Annotated in this window: 4 protein-coding genes; all 4 read left to right on the forward strand. The window is 74.7% G+C overall.

What is annotated here, in order from left to right; all coding sequences use genetic code 11:
* The first annotated feature begins 8 nt into the window (after nucleotides 1-8).
* From AW270_RS40405 to AW270_RS00725, 4 genes are read left to right on the forward strand one after another with little or no spacing between them, the layout of a single operon-like run.
* Complete coding sequence (locus AW270_RS40405) at nucleotides 9-13,160, forward strand: type I polyketide synthase (RefSeq protein WP_061289103.1); 13,152 nt, start codon at nucleotides 9-11, stop codon at nucleotides 13,158-13,160.
* A complete protein-coding gene (locus AW270_RS41690) occupies nucleotides 13,157-16,900 on the forward strand; it encodes a type I polyketide synthase (RefSeq protein ID WP_061289106.1) in 3,744 nt (1,247 codons plus the stop codon). The genes AW270_RS40405 and AW270_RS41690 overlap by 4 nt, the downstream gene beginning before the upstream one ends.
* Complete coding sequence (locus AW270_RS00720; protein ID WP_061289108.1) at nucleotides 16,897-17,667, forward strand: thioesterase II family protein; 771 nt, start codon at nucleotides 16,897-16,899, stop codon at nucleotides 17,665-17,667. Before AW270_RS41690 ends, AW270_RS00720 begins: the two co-directional genes overlap by 4 nt.
* Nucleotides 17,645-18,886: a cytochrome P450 gene (locus AW270_RS00725; protein WP_063819044.1), complete on the forward strand. Its 1,242-nt coding sequence runs from the start codon at nucleotides 17,645-17,647 to the stop codon at nucleotides 18,884-18,886. The genes AW270_RS00720 and AW270_RS00725 overlap by 23 nt, the downstream gene beginning before the upstream one ends.
* The last annotated feature ends 17 nt before the right edge of the window (nucleotides 18,887-18,903 follow it).

Genomic DNA, 18,903 nt, shown 5'->3' on the forward strand with positions numbered 1-18,903 from the left:
GGTGACTGGTGGCGAACGAACAGAAGCTGCGGGAGTACCTGCGGTGGGTGACCGCCGACCTCGAAGAGGCGCATCAGCGGCTCCGCGAGGTGGAGGAGCGCGACCGCGAACCCATCGCGATCGTCGGCATGGGCTGCCGCTACCCGGGCGGCGTGCGCTCGCCCGAGGACCTGTGGGAGCTGGTGGCCGCCGGCCGTGACGGCGTCTCGGCGTTCCCGTCCGACCGGGGCTGGGACCTCGGCGGCCTGTACGACGCCGACCCCGACGCCGAGGGAGCCTCCTACGTGAAGGAGGGCGGCTTCCTGCACGACGCCGCCCGCTTCGACGCCGGTTTCTTCGGCATCTCCCCGCGCGAGGCGCTCGCGATGGACCCGCAGCAGCGGCTGCTGCTGGAGGTGTCGTGGGAGGCCCTGGAGCGGGCGGGCGTCGACCCGTCGTCCCTGAAGGGCTCCAAGACCGGCGTCTTCGCCGGCGTCATGTACCACGACTACGCCTCCCGCCTGCGCGCCCTCCCCGAGGGCGTCGAGGGTTTCCTCGGCACGGGCAACTCCGGCTCCGTCGTGTCGGGCCGGGTGGCCTACACGTTCGGGCTCGAGGGCCCGGCCGTGACGGTCGACACCGCGTGCTCGTCGTCCCTGGTCGCGCTGCACATGGCGGTCCAGGCGCTGCGCCAGGGCGACTGCACGATGGCCCTGGCGGGCGGCGTGACGGTGATGTCGACCCCGGCGGCGTTCCTCGACTTCAGCCGCCAGCGCGGCCTGGCGGCCGACGGCCGCTGCAAGTCCTTCGCCGCCTCCGCCGACGGCACCGGCTGGTCGGAGGGCGTCGGCGTCCTGGTCGTCGAGCGCCTCTCCGACGCCAGGAAGAACGGCCATCCCGTGTACGCGGTGGTCGCCGGATCGGCCGTGAACCAGGACGGCGCCTCCAGCGGCCTGACCGCCCCCAACGGCCCCGCCCAGCAGCGGGTCATCCGCGCCGCCCTGGCCAACGCCCGCCTGACCCCGCAGGACGTCGACGTCGTCGAGGCCCACGGCACCGGCACCGTCCTCGGCGACCCGATCGAGGCCCAGGCGGTCATCGCCACCTACGGCCGCGACCGCGAGGAGCCGCTGCGCCTGGGCTCCCTGAAGTCCAACATCGGCCACTCGCAGGCGGCGGCCGGCGTCGGCGGCGTGATCAAAATGATCATGGCCATGCGCCACGGCCTCATGCCCGGCACCCTCCACGTCGACGAGCCCACCCCCCAGGTCGACTGGTCGGCGGGCGCCGTCGAACTCCTCACCGAACCCCGCCCCTGGCCCTCGAACGGCCGCCCCCGGCGAGCGGGCGTGTCATCGTTCGGCTTCAGCGGCACCAACGCCCACGCCGTCATCGAAGAACCCCCTGCGGCCGACGGCGGACAGGGTGTCATCAACGGCCTCCCTGCCGTGGACGGTGCACCGAAGGATGCCGGTGTGGTTTCCGGCCAGGCTGTCACAAAGGGACTTCCTGCGGCGGCGGGTGGTGTGGCGGGGACTTCCGGCAATGCCGTCACCAAGGGACTTCCTGAGGCCGACGGCGCGCCGGGGGTTCCCGGCGCGGTTCCTGGCCAGGCCGTCATCGAGGGACTTGCTGCGGCGGAGGGCGGGGTCGCTGATGGCGCCGGGGGCGTTCCCGGTTCCGGGGAGGTCGTGCCCTGGGTGGTGTCGAGCCGGACCTCGTCCGGGCTTCTCTCGCAGGCGGCCCGGCTGCGGGCCGCATCCTTCGACTCCGTGCACGACGCCGGGTGGTCGCTCGCCGGGCGGACCGCCTTCGAATGGCGTGGTGTCGTCGTCGCCGATCGGGCGGGCCTGCCCGCCGGGCTGGCCGCGATCGAGGGCGTCAAGGCGCGGCGGGGCAGGACGGCGTTCCTGTTCACCGGGCAGGGGTCGCAGCGGGCCGGGATGGGCGCGGCGCTGGCCGCCCGGTTCCCCGGGTTCGGGGCGGCCTTCGCCGACGTGTGCGCCCGCTTCCCCGGTCTGGACGAGGTGATCGCCTCAGGGGAGGGGCTCGACGAGACCCGGCACACCCAGGCCGCCCTGTTCGCCTTCGAGGTCGCCCTGTTCCGGCTGGTCGAGTCGTTCGGGGTGCGCCCCGATGTCGTGGGCGGCCACTCGATCGGCGAGATCGCCGCCGCCCACGTGGCCGGGGTCCTGTCGCTCGACGACGCGTGCGCGCTGGTCACCGCCCGGGGTGCGCTGATGTCGGCGCTCCCGAGGGGCGGCGCGATGGTCGCCGTCCAGGCCGCATCAGGCGACATTTCCGCAAATGTCGACATAGCCGCCATCAACGGCCCGACCTCCGTCGTCATCTCCGGCGACGAGGAGGCGGTGCTGGCCGAGGCCGCCCGCTTCGAGAAGACCAAGCGCCTGACCGTCTCGCACGCCTTCCACTCGCGCCTCATGGACCCGATGCTCGACCAGTTCCGCGACGTGGTCCGCCGTCTCAGCTTCGAACCCCCGAAGATCCCCTTCGTCTCCGCGGTCGAACTCGGCGCCGACGTCACCGACCCCGAATACTGGGTCCGGCACGTCCGCGCCACCGTCCGGTTCGCCGACGCGGCCGGCTCGCTCGACGCGGCCAGGGTCCTGGAGATCGGCCCCGACGCGGTCCTGTCGGCCATGCTCCCGGAGACCTTGGACGGCTTCGCCACCCAGCGCCGCGACCAGCCCGAGGTCACCGCCTTCTTCCGGGGCCTCGGCGCGCTCTGGTCCCACGGCGCGACGGTCGACTGGAAGACCGCCTTCCCCGGCGGCGGCCACACGACCCTCCCGACCTACGCCTTCGAGCACGAGCACTACTGGCTGGAGGAGCCCGAGGGCACCGGCCGGCCCGACACGACCGACTCGGCCTTCTGGGCCGCCGTCGAGCGCGGCGAACTCCCCGGCCTCCTGAACGTCTCGGCCGACGACCCCCTGAGCGCCGTCCTCCCGGCCCTGGCCGCCTGGCGCCGCGACAGCGCCGACCGCACCCTCCTCGACGGCTGGCGCCACCGCATCCAGTGGGTCGCCGTTCCCCCCGCACCCCCGATCCTCACCGGCGACTGGCTGATGGTCGTCCCCGAGAGCCACACTTCGGCGATCGGCGACTCTGAGGGTCACACCCTGCTGGCGGCTGCCCTCACCCGTGCGGGCGCGCGGGTCGTCACGATCGAGGCGACGGCCGATCGCGCCGAGATGGCCTCCCGTATCAGCGGGATCGGCGACGTCTCGGGAGTCATTTCCCTTACCGCCCTGCCCGGGGGCGGATACACCGAAATTTCGGGCGCGGAGCGCCCGAGCACCGGTGAGACCTCCGACGTCCCCGCCGGCCTCGTGCTCACCCTCACTCTCGTCCAGGCTCTCGGTGACGCCGGGGTGGCCGCTCCGCTCTGGTGTCTCACCTCCGGGGAGTCCGATCCCGAGCAGGCCATGGTCTGGGGGTTCGGCCGGTCCGTCGCGCTGGAGCACCCCGACCGCTGGGGCGGGCTGATCGACGTCCCGGACCTGGAGGACTCCCGGATCGCCGCCGTCCTCGCGTCCGGCGCCGAGGACCAGGTCGTCATCCGCGACTCCGGCGTCTTCGCGCGGCGGCTGTCCCGCGCCGAGCCCGCCACCGGCTCCGGGGGCTGGACGCCTCAGGGCACCGTCCTGGTGACCGGCGGGACGGGCGCGGTGGGGGCCCATGTGGTCCGGTGGCTGGCGCGCAACGGGGCCGCGCAGGTCGTCGTGGTCTCCCGGCGGGGGGCCGACGCCCCCGGCGCCGAGGAGCTGACGCAGGAGCCCAACGTCCGCGTTGTGGCCTGTGACGTGACCGACCGCGACCAGCTTCGCGCGCTGCTCGACGAGACGCCCGTGGACGCGGTCTTCCACGCCGCCGGGATCCTCGACGACGGCGTGGTCGACGCGCTCACCCCAGAGCGGCTCGCCGCCGTCGCCGGGGCCAAGTGCGTCGCCGCGCGGAATCTCCACGAGCTCAGCGGCGACGTCGGGGCCTTCGTCGTCTTCTCGTCGCTGGCGGGCTCCGTGGGCTCGGCGGGTCAGGCGAACTACGCCGCCGCCAACGCCTACCTCGACGCGCTCGTCCAGGCCAGGCGCGAGAACGGGCGGCCCGGCACCGCCATCGCCTGGGGCCCCTGGGCGGGTGGCGGCATGGCCGCCGACGAGGTGGGGGAGCGGCTCGGCCGGGTGGGGCTGACCCCCATGCCGCCGGACCTCGCCGTCGGCGTGCTCGCCCGCGCGCTGGCCAACGGCGACGCGCTGCTCACCGTCGCCGACGTCGACTGGGACGTCTTCGCCCGGGGCTTCACCGCCGTCCGGCCCAGCCCGCTGCTGTCCGGGCTGGCCGAGGTCGTGCCGGAGGAGAGCGCGCCCGAGGTGCGCGACGTGCTCGCGCTGGTCCGGCAGACCGTCGGCCTGGTCGCGGGGCACGCCCCCGGCGCGGTCGACCCCGGCCGCGCGTTCACCGAGCTCGGGTTCACCTCGCTGATGGCCGTCGAGCTGCGCAACCGGCTCACGGTGGCGACGGGGCTGAAGCTCCCGCCGACGCTCGTGTACGACTACCCCACCCCCGCCGCCCTCGCCGAGCACCTCGAAGGACGTCTCACCGGAGCCGGGGACCGGGCGGTCGAGGCCGTCGTCATCGCCGCCGACGACGAGCCGATCGCGATCGTCGGGATGGGCTGCCGGTTCCCCGGCGGCGTCGACAGCCCCGACGACCTGTGGCGACTGCTGGTCGAGGGCCGTGACGCGATCACCGGCCTCCCCGCCGACCGGGGCTGGGACGTGGACGCCCTCTACGACCCCGACCCCGACAACCCGGGCACCTCCTACACCCGCGAAGGCGGCTTCCTGCACGGCGTGGGCGACTTCGACGCCGACTTCTTCGGCATCTCGCCCCGTGAGGCCCTGGCGATGGACCCGCAGCAGCGGCTCCTGCTGGAGACCTCGTGGGAGGCGTTCGAACGGGCCGGCATCGACCCGCTCTCGCTCAAGGGCGGGCGTACCGGCGTCTTCGTCGGCACCAACGGCCAGGACTACGCGAACCTGCTGCTCGCCACCCGCCAGCTCGTCGAGGGGCACGTCGGCACGGGCAACGCGGCGAGCGTGGTGTCGGGACGGCTGTCGTACACCTTCGGCCTGGAAGGGCCCGCCGTCACGGTCGACACGGCCTGTTCGGCGTCGCTGGTCGCCCTGCACCTGGCCGTGCAGGCCCTCCGGCAGGGGGAGTGCACGCTGGCCCTCGCGGGCGGCGTGACCGTCATGTCGACCCCGGGGACCTTCGTCGAGTTCTCCCGCCAGCGCGGGCTGGCCGCCGACGGCAGGGTCAAGGCGTTCGCCGCCGCCGCCGACGGCACCTCGTGGGGCGAGGGCGCGGGCATGATCGTCGTCGAGCGCCTGTCGGACGCCCAGGCCAACGGCCACCCGGTCCTCGCCGTCATTCGCGGCTCGGCCGTCAACCAGGACGGCGCGTCCAACGGCCTGACCGCCCCCAACGGGCCGTCCCAGCAGCGGGTCATCCGCCAGGCCCTCGCCAACGCGCGCCTGACCACGGCCGACGTCGACGCCGTCGAGGCCCACGGCACCGGGACCACGCTCGGCGACCCGATCGAGGCCCAGGCCCTCCTCGCCACCTACGGCCAGGACCGCGAGGAACCGCTCCGCCTCGGCTCGGTGAAGTCGAACATCGGCCACACCCAGGCCGCCGCCGGCGTCGCCGGCGTCATCAAGATGGTGCTGTCGCTCCGGCACGGCGTGCTGCCCAAGACCCTGCACGTCGACGAGCCCACACCGCACGTCGACTGGAGCCTCGGCGACGTCGAGCTGGTCCGCGAGACGACGCCGTGGCCCGAGACCGGCCGTCCCCGCCGGGGGGCGATCTCCTCGTTCGGGTTCAGCGGCACCAACGTCCACACGATCCTGGAGCAGGCCCCCGAACCGGCCGCACCGCCCGCCGCGCCGGTCGCCGAGGAGGGCCCGGTCGCCTGGGTCCTCTCCGGCAAGTCGCCGGACGCCGTCGCGGGCCAGGCGCTCCGGCTGCTCGACGCCGATGCGCCGATCGGCGACGTCGCCCACGCGCTGGTCACCACCCGCGCGCTGCTCGACCACCGCGCCGTCGTGGTCGGCGACCGCGCCGCGCTCCGCTCGGGCCTGGAGGCGCTGGCCGCCGGGCGCGCCGCGGCCAATCTCGTGCGCGGTACGTCGCTGGGCGACCGCCCCGTCATGGTCTTCCCCGGCCAGGGCTCCCAGTGGGCCGGCATGGCCGCCGAACTGATGGACACCGCCCCGGTCTTCGCGGCGCGGATGGCCGAGTGCGCCGCAGCCCTGGAACCCCACATCGACTGGGACCTCCTCGACGTCGCCCGGCGCGGCGAGCTGGAGCGGGTCGACGTGGTGCAGCCGGTGCTGTGGGCCGTCATGGTCTCGCTCGCGGAACTGTGGCGCTCCTACGGCGTCGAACCGGCCGCCGTCGTCGGCCACTCGCAGGGCGAGATCGCCGCCGCGTGCGTCGCGGGCGCGCTCAGCCTTGAGGACGCCGCCGCCGTCGTGGCCCTGCGCAGCAAGGCGATCCTGGCGCTGGCCGGACGCGGCGGCATGATGTCGGTCGCACTCCCCGCCGCCGAACTCGACCTCGGCGACCGCCTGTCGATCGCGGCGATCAACGGCCCGTCGTCGGTCGTGGTCTCGGGTGACGTGGACGCCATTGAGGAGCTGCGAGCGGGGATCCAAGCCCGCACTCGAGTCATCCCGGTCGACTACGCCAGCCACTCCCACCACGTGGAAGAAATCCGCGAGGAACTCCATACGTTATTGGCCGAAATTTCGCCACGTGTCAGCGATGTCCCGTTCTTCTCCACGGTGACCGCCTCCTGGCTCGACACCACCACGATGGACGGCGACTACTGGTACGAGAACCTGCGCCGCACCGTCCGCCTCGAAGAGGTCGTGACCGCGCTGTCCGGCCAGGGCTTCGGCGCGTTCATCGAGGTCAGCCCGCACCCCGGCCTGCTGGTCGGGATGGAGGACACGATCAGGGCGGCCGGCGGCGAGGCCGCCGTGCTCGGCACGCTGCGCCGCCAGGAGGGCGGCCTCGACCGCTTCCTGCTGTCGCTCGGCCAGGCGCACGTCACCGGCGTCGGCGTCGACTGGCGGACCACCGGCACGGCGGTCGCCCTGCCCACGTACGCCTTCCAGCACCGCCGCTTCTGGCCCGCCGCCGAACCGGTGACCGGCCCCGCCGAGGAGCCCGCCGACGCGGCGTTCTGGCAGGCCGTCGACGCCGGCGACCTCGACCTCGACGTCTCCCCGGAGGCCCTCGCCGAGGTGCTGCCCGCCCTGTCGGCGTGGCGGCGCGCCCAGTCGGAGAGCACCGAGACCGACGCGTGGCGGCACACCGTCGTCTGGAAGCCGCTCACCCTCCCGGCCCGCCCGGTCACGGGCGACTGGCTGGTCGTGATCCCGGAGGGCGGCACGGACCGGGGCATCCCCGCCGCCCTGCGCGGCGCGCGGGTCCTCGAACTCGGCGACCCCGACCGCGCGGCGTACGCCGGGCTCCTCACCCCGGCCGACGGCGTCGTCTCCCTGCTCGACGGCCTCGCCGCGACGCTCACCCTGGTCCAGGCGCTCGGCGACGCCGGCGTCGGGGGCCCGCTGTGGTGCGTCACCGACGGCGCGGTCTCCGCCGGAACCCTGGACGACCCCGACGGCGCGCTGCTCTGGGGCCTCGGCCGGGTCGTCGCGGCGGAGCACCCCGACCGCTGGGGCGGGATGATCGACCTCGCCGACGGCTACGACCCCGCCCACCTGACCGCCGCCCTCGCCTCCGACGAGGACGAACTCGCCATCCGCCCGTCCGGCGTGTTCGCCCGCCGGCTGGTCCACGGCGTCCGTCCGGCCCGCGTGCCCCGCGACTGGATGCCGGAGGGCACGATCCTGGTCACCGGCGGCACCGGCGCGCTCGGCGCGCAGGTCGCCCGCTGGCTCCACGGCAAGGGCGCCCGCCACCTGCTCCTGGTCAGCCGCTCGGGCCTGGCCGCGCCCGGCGCCCCGGAACTCGCCGAAGAACTGAACGCCACCGTCGTGGCCTGCGACGTCTCCGACCGCGACCAGCTCGCCGCCCTTCTGGCCGGGCATCCGGTGGCGGGCGTCGTCCACACCGCCGCGATCCTCGACGACGCGGTGATCGACGCGCTCACCCCCGGACAGCTCGACCGGGTCCTGCGGGTGAAGGTCGACGCGGCCCGCAACCTGCACGAACTCACCGGTGACCTGGCCTTCTTCGTGCTGTTCTCCTCCTTCGCCGGCTCCTACGGCGTGGCCGGTCAGGGGAACTACGCTCCCGGCAACGCCTACCTCGACGCGCTGGCCCACCACCGCCGGTCGCGAGGCCTGCCCGCCCTGTCGATGGGCTGGGGCCACTGGGCCGGAGACGGCATGGCCGGGGCCGACGTCGTCGAGGAGCAGATGAGGCGGCGCGGCCTGACCCCCCTCGACCCGGCCAAGGCGCTGCGCCTGCTCGACCAGGCGCTCGCCCTCGACGAGACCTTCGTCGCGGTCGCCGACATCGACTGGAGCGGCGCGCCGCCGCGACCCCTCCTCTCCGACCTCCCCGAACTCAAGGACCGGCAGCGGCCCGAGACCGTGACCCTCGCCGACCGGCTCGCCGGGATGTCCGGGGCCGACCGCGACAGGGCGCTGCTCGACGTCGTGCGCGGCCAGGTCGCCGAGGTCCTCGGGCACGCCTCCGCCGACGCGATCGACGCGGGCCGGGCCTTCAAGGAGCTCGGCTTCGAGTCGCTCACGGCCGTCGAACTGCGCAACCGGCTGGCCCTGGTCACCGGGCTCCGGCTGCCCGCCACGCTGGTGTTCGACCACCCGACGCCGAAGGCGCTGGCCGCGTACGTCAGGGACGAACTGCTCGGCACCGAGGCCGAGACGAAGACGGTCGCCGTCGCGGCCTCCGACGAGCCGATCGCGATCATCGGGATGGGCTGCCGCTTCCCCGGCGGCGTGACCTCCCCCGACGACCTCTGGCGGCTGCTCGCCGACGGACGCGACGGCATCGCCCCCTTCCCGGACGACCGGGGCTGGGAGCTGGAGAGCATCGCCAGCGAGTCGCTCGAAGGCGGCTTCCTCGACGACGCCTCCGGGTTCGACCCGGCGTTCTTCGGCATCTCCCCGCGCGAGGCCCTGGCGATGGACCCGCAGCAGCGGGTCCTGCTGGAGGTCGCCTGGGAGGCGGTCGAACGGGCGGGCATCGACCCGGCCTCGCTCAAGGGCGCGCCGGTCGGCGTCTTCGCGGGCACCAACGGGCAGGACTACCTGCCGCTGCTGCTGAACGCCACCGAGGACCTCGGCGGCTACCTCGGCACCGGCACCACCGCGAGCGTCCTGTCCGGGCGCATCGCCTACACGCTGGGGCTGGAGGGCCCGGCGGTGACGATCGACACGGCCTGCTCGTCGTCGCTGGTGGCCCTGCACATGGCCGTCCAGGCGCTGCGGAGCGGCGAGTGCACGCTGGCGCTCGCGGGCGGCGCGACGATCATGTCGACGCCGAACCTGTTCGTCGAGTTCACCCGCCAGCGCGGGGTCGCCGCAGACGGGCGCTGCAAGGCGTTCGCCGCCGCCGCCGACGGCGCCGGGTTCGCCGAGGGCGCCGGGATGATCGTGGTCGAGCGCCTCTCCGACGCGCTGGCCGCCGGGCACCCGGTCCTCGCGGTGGTCCGCGGCTCGGCCGTCAACCAGGACGGCGCGTCCAACGGCCTCACCGCGCCCAACGGCCCCGCCCAGCAGCGGGTCATCCGGCAGGCGCTCGCCAACGCCGGGCTGACCGTCCGCGACGTCGACGTCGTGGAGGCCCACGGCACCGGCACCTCGCTGGGCGACCCGATCGAGGCCCAGGCGCTCATCGCCACCTACGGCCAGGACCGGGAGGAGCCCGTCCGGCTCGGCTCGGTGAAGTCGAACATCGGCCACACCCAGGCCGCCGCCGGCGTCGCCGGACTCATCAAGATGGTGCTCGCCCTGCGGAACGGCGAGATGCCCAAGACCCTGCACGTCGACGAGCCCTCACCTCACGTCGACTGGACGGCCGGGGCCGTCGAACTCCTCACCGAGCCCCGCGCGTGGCCGTCGACGGGCCGCCCGCGCCGGGCCGCCGTGTCGTCGTTCGGCCTCAGCGGCACCAACGCCCACACCATCCTGGAGCAGGCCCCGCCCGTCACCACCGAAACGCCCGGCGAGCCTCCCGCGACGGTCTGGCCGCTGTCCGCCCGCACCCCCGAAGCCCTGAAGGCGCTGGCCGCCGGGCTGCGCGGGCGCGCCGACCGGGCGGAGGTGGCATCCGCGCTCACCGCCCGCACCGTGTTCGAGCACCGCGCCGTCGTGCTCGCCGACGAGCACGTGGACGCCCGCCTGTCCCTCGGCGACCAGGCCGGGGTCGTCACCGGCGAGGCCGCCCCCACCGGCCCGCTGGTGTTCCTCTTCACCGGCCAGGGCTCGCAGCGTCCCGGCATGGGCGACGAGCTGCGCGCGGCCTATCCCGTCTTCGCCGCCGCGTACGACGAGATCTGGTCGCGCTTCGACCTCACCACGGACGACCCCGACGACACCGGCTGGGCCCAGCCCGCCATCTTCGCCTTCGAGGTGGCCCTCCACCGGCTCGTGGAGTCGTGGGGCCTCACCCCGGACGCGGTCGCCGGCCACTCGATCGGCGAGATCGCCGCCGCCCACGTCGCCGGGGTCCTCTCCCTCGACGACGCCTGCACGCTGGTCGCCGCCCGCGCGTCCCTGATGTCGGCCCTGCCGAGGGGCGGCGCGATGGTCGCCGTCCAGGCGACGCCCGGCGAGATCTCGGGGAACGTCGACATCGCCGCGATCAACGGCCCCGCCTCGGTCGTCATCTCCGGGGAGGAGGAGGCCGTCCTGGCCGAGGCCGCCCGGTTCGGGAAGACCAGGCGCCTGGCCGTCTCCCACGCCTTCCACTCCCGCCTGATGGACCCGATGCTCGACGACTTCCGCCAGGCGATCGAGGGCCTCACCTTCCACGAACCCGCGATCCCCTTCGAGGGAGGCCGGGACTGGGTCGCCCACGTGCGCGACACGGTCCGCTTCCACGACACCGTCCAGCGGTTCCCGGGGGCGACCTTCGTCGAGATCGGCCCGGACGCCGTGCTGGCCGCCATGGCCGAAGGGACGGTCGCCACCCAGCGGCGGAACCGCCCCGAGGCCGCGACCCTGCTGATGGCCCTCGGGCAGCTGTTCGCCCGGGGCGTCGAGGTCGACTGGTCCCGCGTGTTCACCGGCCCCAAGGCGGTCCTGCCGACCTACCCGTTCCAGCGGCAGCCCTACTGGCCGGTCCCGCTGCGCGCCGCCGAGTCGCCCCTGCACTACGACGTCACCTGGCAGGACCTCGCCCCGGCCCGCCCCGGCCCGGCGACCTGGCTGCTCATCACCCCCGGCACGGCCGACGCCGGCCTCGCCGAGGCGCTGCGCGACCAGGGCGACGAGGTCATCCCGTTCGCGGTCGACGCCCTGGACCCCGACTGGACCGGGCTGCCCGACCACGCCCACGCCACCGGCGTGCTCTCGCTGCTGGCCCTGGACACCCGGCCGGTCGCGCCGGGCGTCCCGGCCGGTCTGACCGCCACCGCGACCCTGGCGACGGCCGGGCTGGCCGCGCCGCTCTGGTCGCTCACCCGCCAGGGCGACCCCGACCAGGCGATGGTGCGCGGGCTCGGCCGGGTCGCCGCGCTGGAGCAGCCCCACCGCTGGGGCGGCCTGGTCGAGATCCCGGACACGCCCGACGCGGCGCTGCTGCGCGCCGCGCTGGCCTCCGGCGAGGACGACCTCGCGATCGACGGAGGCGTGCGGGCCCGCCGCCTAACCCGGAGCGGAGCGCTGCCCGCCGCCGAGTGGACCACCTCGGGCACCGCCCTGGTCACGGGCGGCACCGGCTCGGTCGGCGCCCACGTCGCCCGCTGGCTCGTCGGGCGGGGCGCCGATCACCTCCTCCTGACCAGCCGCCGAGGCCCGGACGCCCCCGGCGCCGCCGACCTGAAGGCCGAACTGGAGGCGGCCGGGGTCACCGTCACGATCGCCGCCTGCGACGCGGCCGACCGCGCCCAGCTGGCCGCACTGCTCGACGCGCACGAGATCAGGTCGGTCTTCCACGCCGCCGGGACCCTCGACGACGGGGTGATCGAGTCGCTCACCCCCGAGCGGTTCGCCCGGGTCGCCAGCGCCAAGGCCGTCGCCGCCTGGAACCTGCACGAGCTCACCTCCGGCCTGGACGCGTTCGTGCTGTTCTCCAGCGTCGCCGGAGTGCTGGGCGCGGCGGGCCAGGGCAACTACGCCGCCGCCAACGCCTACCTCGACGCCCTGGCCGAGCTCCGCCACGCGCGGGGCCTCCCGGCGACCTCGGTCGCCTGGGGCGCCTGGGCCGAGGGCGGCATGGCCGGGGCGGAGATCGCCGACCGGCTCAAGGCCCGCGGCCTGCCCGCCATGCGGCCCGACCGGGCCGTCGCCGCGCTCGGCCGCCTGCTGGCGTCCGGCAAGGCCACCGGCGTGGTGGCCGACGTCGACTGGCCGCGCTTCGCCCCCGCGTACGCCGCCGCGCGGCCCCGGCCGATGATCGCCGCGTTCGCCGGGCCGGTCGCCGCCGGACCGGGCGCGGAACCGCCGCTGGCCGATCGGCTCGCGGCCCTGCCGGAGGCCGACCGCCCGGCGCTGGTGCTGTCCCTGGTCCGCTCGCGCGCCGCCGCCGTGCTGGGCATGGAGTCGGGCGACCAGGTCAGGCCCGGCCAGGCGTTCAAGGAACTCGGCTTTGACTCGCTGACGGCCGTCGAGCTGCGCAACCTGCTCGGCACCGCCACCGGACTGACCCTCCCGGCGACGCTGGTCTTCGACTACCCGACCAGCGCCGACCTGGCCGCCCACCTGCTGGCCGAGGTGCTGCCGAGCGCCGAGGAGAGCAGGCGGGCGGAACTCGACGGCATGGAGCACCGGCTGGCCGCCCTCGCCGAGGACGACCGCGCCGGGATCACCGCCCGCCTGGAGGCGCTGCTGGCCAGGCTGCGCGACCCCGGCCCGGCCGACCTGTCGGAGCGCCTCGACACCGCCACCGACGACGAGCTCTTCGAGCTGTTCGACAAGGAGCTCCGATGACGAACGAAGAGAAACTCCGCGACTACCTGAAGCGGGCCATGAGCGACCTGCACGCCGCCAAGCGGCGCATCACCGACCTGGAGGCCGCCGACCGGGAGCCCGTCGCGATCGTCGGCATGGCCTGCCGCTTCCCCGGCGGCGTCACGACGCCGGAGGAGTTCTGGCGGCTGCTGGCCAACGGCGGCGACGCCCTCACCCCGCTCCCGGACGACCGGGGCTGGGACCTGGAGTCCCTCTACGACCCCGACCCGGACAACCCCGGCACCTCCTACGTCCGCGACGGCGGCTTCCTGGACGGCGTGGCCGACTTCGACGCCGCGTTCTTCGGCGTCTCCCCGCGCGAGGCCCTCGCGATGGACCCCCAGCAGCGGCTCCTCCTGGAGACGTCGTGGGAGGCCGTCGAACGCGCCGGCATCGACCCCCGGTCGCTCAAGGGCTCGGCCACCGGGGTCTTCGCCGGCACCAACGGCCAGGATTACACTGGGCTGGTGCTCAGCGCCCCGCCCGAGGGCGTGGAGGGCTACCTCGGCACCGGCAACGCGGCGAGCGTGCTGTCGGGACGGGTGTCGTACACGCTCGGACTGGAAGGGCCCGCAGTCACGATCGACACGGCCTGCTCCTCGTCGCTGGTGGCGCTCCACCTGGCCGCCCAGTCGCTGCGGCGCGGCGACTGCACCCTCGCCCTGGCGGGCGGGGTGACCGTGATGGGCACCCCGTCGGCGTTCGTCGAGTTCAGCCGCCAGCGCGGGCTCGCCTCCGACGGCCGGTGCAAGGCCTTCGCGGCCGGGGCCGACGGCACCGGCTGGTCCGAGGGCGCCGGCGTGCTGCTCCTCGAACGCCTCTCCGACGCCGTGGCGAACGGCCACCGCGTGCTGGCGGTGGTGAAGGGCTCGGCCATCAACCAGGACGGCGCCTCCAACGGCATCACCGCGCCCAACGGCCCCTCGCAGCGCCGGGTGATCCGCCGGGCCCTCGCCGACGCCGGGCTCGGCCCCGCCGACGTGTCGGCCGTCGAGGCCCACGGCACCGGGACCTCCCTCGGCGACCCCATCGAGGCCCACGCGCTGGTCGCCGCCTACGGCCGCGACCGCGACGAGCCGCTCCTGCTCGGCTCGGTGAAGTCGAACATCGGCCACACCCAGGCCGCCGCCGGCGTCGCCGGGGTGATCAAGATGGTGCTGGCCCTGGCCCACGAGGAACTGCCCCGCACCCTGCACGTCGACGAGCCCTCCCCGCACGTCGACTGGTCGGGCGTCGAGCTGCTGACCCGTCCCGCCGCCTGGCCGCGCGGCGACCGGCCGCGCCGCGCCGGGGTGTCGTCGTTCGGCTTCAGCGGCACCAACGCCCACGTCATCCTGGAGGAGCCGCCGCCGGTCGAGGCGGTCGCCCACGAGGACGTCCCGTGGGTGATCTCCGGCCGGACCCATCAGGCGCTGCGCGCCCAGGCCCTCCGGCTCAAGCCCCACGTCGGCCGTCCCGGCGTCGGGCACGCCCTCGCCACCGCCAGGACCGCGTTCGAGCACCGCGCCGTGCTGCTCGGCGACGACCGCGCGGCCCTGCTCGACGCGCTCGCCCGGGGCGACAGCCCGAGCGGCGCCGTCCAGGGCGTCGCGGCCGAGGAGCCGAAGGTCGCGTTCCTGTTCACCGGCCAGGGGTCGCAGCGGCCCGGGATGGGCCGGGAGCTCTACGACGCCTACCCCGTCTACCGGGAGGCGTTCGACGAGGTCTGCGCCCGCTTCCCCGGCCTCGCCGACGCCGTCTGGTCGGGCGGCGGGCTCGACGAGACCGCCTTCACCCAGGCCGCGATCTTCGCCGTCGAGGTCGCCCTGTTCCGGCTGGCCGCCTCGTTCGGCGTCACCCCCGACGTGGTCGCCGGCCACTCGATCGGCGAGTTCGCCGCCGCCCACGCGGCGGGCGTGCTCACCCTCGACGACGCCTGCACGCTCGTCGGCGCGCGGGGCGCGCTCATGCAGGCGCTCCCGAAGGCCGGCGCGATGGCCGCCGTCGAGGCCTCGGAGGAGGAGGCGCGCGGCACCCTCACCGGCCGCACCGCCATCGCCGCCGTCAACGGCCCGACCTCCGTGGTCGTGTCGGGGGAGGAGACCTCGGTCCTGTCGATCGCCGGGTTCTGGGCGGAGGCGGGCCGCAAGACCAAGATCCTCAAGGTCTCGCACGCCTTCCACTCGCCCCTGATGGAGCCGATGCTGGCCGACTTCGGGCGGGTCGCCCGGAGCGTGACCTTCCACCCGCCGCGCATCCCGTTCGTCGCCCACGGCGACGTGACCTCGCCCGGCTTCTGGACCGCGCACATCGTCGAACCGGTGCGTTTCCTGGCCACCCTGCGGGAGCTGGCCGCCCGGGAGGTGACGGCGTACCTGGAGATCGGCCCCGACGCGGTGCTGACCGCGATGGCCGCCGACGCGGGCGCGACCACCCACGTCCCCGCCATCCGCCGGGGACGGCCCGAACGGCGCACCTTCCTGACCGCGCTGGCCGAACTCCACGTCCACGGCGTGCCCGTGCGCTGGGCCGACCCGGGCCACCCCGTCGACCTGCCCACCTACGCCTTCCAGCGCCGCCGCTTCTGGCCCGGCGTGCGGCTCCCGGCCGCGCCGCCCGTGCCGGCGGCGGAGCGGACCCCGATCCTCGCCGACCGGCCGGAGGGCGACATCCTCCAAGCGGTGGTGACGCTGTCGGCGGCGGTGCTCGGCCACGACGACCCGGCCGAGATCGAGCCCGGCCGCCGGTTCCTGGAGCTCGGCTTCGACTCGCTGGCCTCCCTCGAACTGCGCCGGCGTCTCGCCGTCGCCACCGGCCTGGACCTGCCGGCCAGCCTCACGTTCGACCACCCGACGCCCGCGCTGCTGGCCAGGCACCTCGGCGCGCAGCTCACCGCGCCCGCGCCGCGGAGCGACGGCGGCATCCTCGGCCAGCTCTACCGGCGCGCCGCCGAGACCGACCGCCTCGACGACTTCATGACGCTGGTCTCCGACGCCGCGGAGTTCCGTCCCGTCTTCACCGACCCGGCGGAGGTCAGCCCCGATCTCGTACGGCTCTCCTCCGGCCCGGACACCCCGGTGATCATCGGCTGCAGCGGCATGACCGCCGCGGGCGGCCCCCACGAGTTCGCCCGCTTCGCGGCGGGCCTGCGGGGGATCCGGCAGGTCGACGCCGTCGCCCTGCCCGGCTTCGCGGCCGGGGAGGACCTCCCGGCCACCGGCGAGGTCGCGCTGCGCGCCCAGGCCAGAACCATCCTGGACGCGGTCGGCGCGACCCCCTTCGTGCTCGTCGGCCACTCGGCCGGCGCGATCATGGCGCACGCGCTGGCCCGGCACATGGAGGAGGCGGGGGTCGGCCCGGCCGGGCTCGTCCTGGTCGACGTCTACCCGCCGTTCAGCGAGGTGCTGACCGGCTGGCAGGCCGAACTCGCCGGGGGAGTGCTGGCCGAGACGACCGTCCCCCTCGACGACCACCGGCTGACCGCCAGCACCGCCTACGCCCGCCTGTTCATGGAGTGGCGGCCCGAACCGCTCGCCGCCCCGGTGCTGCTGGTCCGCGCGTCGGAACCGCTCGGCACCCCCGTGGACGGCTGGCAGGCGACCTGGCCCCACGACCACACGGCCGTCGACGCCCCCGGCGACCACTTCACCATGATGGGCGCCCACGCGGGCGCCGTCGCCGCGGCCGTGCAGAACTGGCTGGCCGCTGCCATCCCTACCGCGAAGGAGCAGTCCCGATGAACGACGACCTGTGGATCCGGCGGTTCCATCCCGCGCCCCAGGCCCCGGCCCGGCTCGTCTGCCTCCCGCACGCGGGCGGCTCGGCGAGCTTCTACATGCCCGTCTCCTCGATCATGTCGCCCAAGGTCGACGTGCTGGCCGTGCAGTACCCGGGCCGCCAGGACCGCCGCCACGAGCCCCTCATCCCCGACCTGATGACCCTCGCCGACCAGGTCGCCGAGGTGCTGTCGCGGTGGATGGACCGTCCGACGGCCCTGTTCGGCCACTCCATGGGCGCCGCCCTGGCCTACGAGGTGGCGCTGCGCCTGGAGGCCGCCGGCACCGCCCCCGCAGGTGTGTTCGTCTCCGGCCGGCGCGCGCCCTCGACGAAGCGGACCGAGAACGTCCACAAGCGCAGCGACGACGGCCTGGTCGCGGAGCTGAAGCGGCTCGCCGGCACCAACGCCGCCCTCCTCGGCGACGAGGAGGTGCTGCGCATGGTCCTGCCGGCCACCCGCAACGACTACCGCGCCATCGAGACCTACGAGTACGACCCCGGCCGCCGCCTGACCGTCCCGCTCGTCGCGCTGACCGGCGACAACGACCCCAAGACGACCGTCGACGAGGCCCGCGCCTGGCGCGGCCACACCGACGGCCCCTTCGACCTGCGCGTCTACCCCGGTGGCCATTTCTTCCTGACGCCACACGCGGCCGACGTGATCGACGTGATCAACCGGTTCCTGACCTCGCAGAGGAAGGTGCGCGATGACAGTCTTGTCGGACAGTGAGCTCAGCTCCCACCTGAAGAAGAGCAAGGCCGCCCTGTGGTCCGTCGGCGCCCTCGGCGACCCGTACGCCCTGGTCCTGCGCGGCCTCGACGACCCCTACCCCGTCTACGAGAAGATCCGGGCCTACGGCCCGATGTCCAGGAGCCGTCTGGGCACCTGGGTGACCGCCGACCACGGCCTGGCCCACGAGCTGTCCCGCGACCGCCGCTTCGGCGTCCGCTTCAAGGACGGCCGCCGGGTGGCCCCGTCGGTGCCGCAGTTCGACAACTCCTTCGTCGGCATGGACGCCCCCGACCACAACCGCCTGCGCCGCATCGCCGCCCCGGCGTTCCTGCCGCGCGTGGTCGAGCAGTACCGCGCCGAGGTCGAGAAGCTCTGCCACGACCTGATCGACCAGATCGACACCAGCGGCGAGTTCGACCTCATGGAGACCTTCGCCCGCCAGGTCCCCGTCAACGTGATCGCGAGCCTGTTCGGCATCACCGACGAGAACCGCGCCCAGTTCCAGCGCTTCTGCAAGGGCCTCACCCACACCCTCGACGGCAACCTCACCCTGGCCGCCGCCCGCGACCTGTCCGAGTCGATCGAGGGCATGAACGAGCTGGTCGGCGAACTCATCGAGGAGCGCTCCGCCCGCCCGGCGGGCGACGTCATCAGCCGCATCCAGAAGGCCCTCGACGGCGACAAGCTCACCACCGCCGAGGCCGTGACGATCTGCACGATGCTCTCCCTGGGCGGCAGCGAGACGACCGTGAACATGATCGGCAGCGGCATCCTGGCCCTCCTCGACACCCCCGGCCAGTGGGACCTCCTCAAGAACGACCCCGGGCTGTCGGCCGCGACCGTGGAGGAGTCCCTGCGCTTCGACACCCCCGTGCAGATCCAGGTCCGGGTGGCCCATGAGGAGGTGGAGGTCGCCGGAGTCCCGCTGGCCGTCGACGACGTGGTCGCCATCATCAACGCCGCCGCCAACCGCGACCCGGCCGTCTACACCGACCCGAACACCTTCGACATCACCCGCGTGAACCCCGCCGACCACCTGGCCTTCTCGGGCGGCGCCCACTACTGCGCGGGCGCGCCCCTGGCCCGGCTGGAGGGCGACGTGGCGTTCCGGGCCCTGGCGGAACGACTGCCGGGCCTGCGGCGGGCCGGCGAGGTGAAACGCCGCAAGTCAGGCGTGATCCGCGGCCTGCTGGAGTTCCCCGTCAAAGTCGGCTGATTCAGGCGAACGGCGGG

This window comes from Herbidospora cretacea, from assembly GCF_001570605.1.
Classification (GTDB): Bacteria; Actinomycetota; Actinomycetes; order Streptosporangiales; family Streptosporangiaceae; genus Herbidospora; species Herbidospora cretacea.